The organism is Pseudoalteromonas sp. TB51 (genome assembly GCF_000498055.1).
Taxonomy (GTDB): Bacteria; Pseudomonadota; Gammaproteobacteria; order Enterobacterales; family Alteromonadaceae; genus Pseudoalteromonas; species Pseudoalteromonas atlantica.
In genome coordinates this window covers 1-3015 of record NZ_AUTO01000041.1, presented here as the reverse complement: position 1 = coordinate 3015, position 3015 = coordinate 1, and the positions used below count along the sequence as shown (strand labels likewise).

The following is a 3015-nucleotide window of genomic DNA, read 5'->3' as shown; positions in this document are numbered from 1 at the left end:
TGTTTTAAATCCTAAACATTTTCTAGGGCGATTATTTAGTTGCTCCTCTACCTTTTTTAATTGCTGATGGCTTACTTTGCTAAAGTTTGTTTTCTTCGGATAATACCTTCTAATTAACCCATTTATTTGCTCTACAGCACCTTTTTCCCAACTGTGATAAGGCTCACAAAAATAAGATTTATTTTTCAAAATGGCTTCTACTTTTTTAAACTCCGTATTTTCAGAGCCATTGTCATAAGTTATCGATAAACAAGAGCTTGGTGGGTAAATAGATAGTTTTTTACATATTGCATTCGATGTCGCTAGAGCTTTTTTAGATGATAATTTAGTGATGTGACACACTCTAGAAACTCGTTCAAGTAACACATTCATCGCACATTTTCTGTCGCTAGATTCAACAGAGTCACTTTCCCAATGCCCAACGTTTTTTCTGAGATTAATGTCATCTGGTCTGTCTAAAATACTACATCTTTGACCCCAAACTGTTTTCGTTTTACGGGTTGGATATTTTTTCTTACGCTTTTTATGTTGCCTAGCTAAATATACAATAAGTGATGTTTCATTCTTGTATATATATTGATAAATGGCCTCGTGAGATACGCTGGGTAAGGTTTTATCAAATTTTATTCGTCCAGCTATGATCTCAGGACTCCACCCAAGTTTGAGTTTATCTGCCACATAGCGTTGAGCTTCAACAGACTTAAGCTTAACTCGCTTAGCTCTCTCCCTTACCCTTACTTCATAATACATTTGAGCTGGATGAGGGTAATAAGTTGGTACGTAATAATCATATTTATTACGCTTTAGCTCTCGGCTAATAGTGCTATGTGAGCGATTTAGTAATCGGCTCACCTCACGTATTGATTTTTTTTGGTAATGATACCACTCAAATAAACGACAACGTTCAAAGTTAGATAAATGTGAATATTGGGTACCCATGGCACACCTCCTGAACTTATAGTTTAGTAAAGGTGGTGCACTTCGACTTTGAATCTGGCGGCTACTATATTAGATTTTATTGCTGTAATAATAGGTAGATAGATTTATTGAAAATTTTGATTGGATTATAAGAACCTAAAATGGTTAGCTTAATATCGGTTCTACTGGTCATTTTGTTTTGCCTTAATCTCTTTAGTGCACTTAGAGTTGGTGAGATTTTTCTTCCTGGCTATCGTTTGAAAACAAATAAGAACATGAGTGTTTTTGAATTAAAGCAAGAATGTAATAAACAGTTTTCACTTGGTACGTGGTGTAAAGAAGGAGAGTCTGGTTTTTTAATTGGTGTCGTTTTTAGTGTCACTGCTATTTTTGTGCTTATATATATCTTAATTAAAAGCATTTGAAATGGGTGTCATTTTAATTCGTAAAAACTATAGAATGTAAAAATAAGTTTGCTTTCGGCAGAAGCATACGTGATTTTCACTCCATTAAATTAAGAATATTCAAGGAGGGTTAAATGTACACAGAAAGCGATAAGGTTCTTTTAAAATATTTGGCAGAACACTTTATTAACAAAGGGGGAGGCATGATGACCTCTGATTTAGAAGCACTTGATTGTTATTCCGAAGAGTCTATAAATAAGTTACGGACTCTAAACCTTGTTAAATATGATACAGACATCACTTTAAAAATTTATCCGAGTATTGTTTCTGAGAAAAATAAACTTGAAGCTCTCCCAGACCATTACCAAGATCTAAAAAAGTGGTGGTTTAGTAAAAAGTGGGCTGTTATTTTTACAGTCTTATTCTTAGTTTTACCTGCGATAAAAACATACATTGATTTAGTTGGGCTTCTATTTAAATGAATACTAGCAAGTTATTAAACTTATGACCGTCCGCTCATGGCAATCTTTAGCCATTCAACAACATAAATACTGATAATAATTGGCAAGATATTTTGCTTTAATGATTAGCTTTTTGGCACTACCTTGGGCGCTAATCAGTACTTTATGGGCTGGGAAAAAATATCAGCAGGCACCTTTGAATTTAAAGATAACCTGTTAGTTGACCCATTTATTCTATCGACCTTGGCATTAACAGGTATTATTGAACCACTTCTTTAGCAGTAACAGCCACAAAATCACCTGCTAAAACGGTTTAACATTCACAAAAGGCATGTACAAACTTATTGCGCTGTTTGTGTGATTATAAACCCACTATGGCGCTTCGCCTTTCCATTAAAACTACATTGCGCCACACACCATTTAATTTACCTAGTTTCTCTCGATTTCCAACCGGCCTAAAACCATTGCGAGCATGTAAAGCAATACTATTAGTATTTTCAGGGAATATACTGGCTTGTAGCATCCATATACCGCTTTTTTCTGACTCATTAATGAGTGCTTTAAGCAGTGCCTGCCCCAAGCCTTTACCTTGGGCTTGGTTTGCAACATATACACTTACCTCGGCAACGCCCGAGTAAACCTCACGGCTAGAAACCGCAGATAACCCGGCCCAGCCAAGCACCTTTTCATCCTCAACTGCAACAAGACGACAACAGTTGAGCATAGAACTATTCCATTGCTCCCAATTTTTAGCTTTAGTTTGAAAAGTCGCGTTGCCGGTATCAATACCTTGCTGATAAATATTTTGAACGGCTAAAAAGTCGTTCTCTGCAAATGGCCTTATGATGGCTGTTACTCCAATTTGAAATTTGTTACGGCTTATAGCTAGAAATCAATTCATTGATTTTTCTTCTTACCGGTGACACTACATCTGACTGATTAGCTAAAATAACAACAATGAAGTCATCGTCTAAATGTATATCTAACCGCGCATCAACACCTAAATATGCACCGCCATGCCCTATAACTCGATTAGTATCGTTTCCACCGACTGAAAAACCATAACCATACCAAGGCGCTGAATTATACTGTGTTTTTTCACTATAAGCTGCTTGTGTTAACTCTTTATTTAATAATTTAAATTGTGTTAACGCCAAAGAAAAACGGTGTAAGTCCCCAACCGTCGAAAAACCTCCACCGGCAGGGCTGCCTTTAATAGCTCTGGTGTAAAT

The 3015-nt window shown here is 36.2% G+C and carries 5 protein-coding genes; 2 read left to right on the top strand and 3 right to left on the bottom strand.

All coding sequences use genetic code 11. The annotated features are described in order from the left end of the window. Nucleotides 1-939: IS30 family transposase (locus L650_RS0101155; protein WP_029771872.1), on the bottom strand; the 939-nt coding region annotated here is incomplete at its 3' end. 517 nt (nucleotides 940-1456) lie between these two features. On the opposite strand from L650_RS0101155, the gene L650_RS0101145 reads away from it, so the two are divergent. Next, nucleotides 1457-1804 carry a hypothetical protein gene (locus tag L650_RS0101145; RefSeq protein WP_024033028.1) on the top strand — a complete coding sequence of 116 codons (348 nt, stop codon included), beginning with the start codon at nucleotides 1457-1459 and terminating at the stop codon, nucleotides 1802-1804. A 123-nt stretch (nucleotides 1805-1927) separates the two neighbouring features. Continuing rightward, nucleotides 1928-2062, top strand: coding sequence for a hypothetical protein (locus tag L650_RS24670; RefSeq protein ID WP_262974658.1), 135 nt, complete (start codon nucleotides 1928-1930; stop codon nucleotides 2060-2062). A gap of 82 nt (nucleotides 2063-2144) precedes the next feature. Here L650_RS24670 and L650_RS0101135 read toward each other — a convergent pair whose 3' ends face one another. Together L650_RS0101135 and L650_RS0101130 are read right to left on the bottom strand one after the other, a co-directional pair. Beyond that, nucleotides 2145-2627, bottom strand: coding sequence for a GNAT family N-acetyltransferase (locus tag L650_RS0101135; RefSeq protein ID WP_029771869.1), 483 nt, complete (start codon nucleotides 2625-2627; stop codon nucleotides 2145-2147). 28 nt (nucleotides 2628-2655) lie between these two features. Then, nucleotides 2656-3015 (bottom strand): serine hydrolase (locus L650_RS0101130; RefSeq protein ID WP_029771868.1); only part of this gene is annotated, 360 nt, incomplete at its 5' end.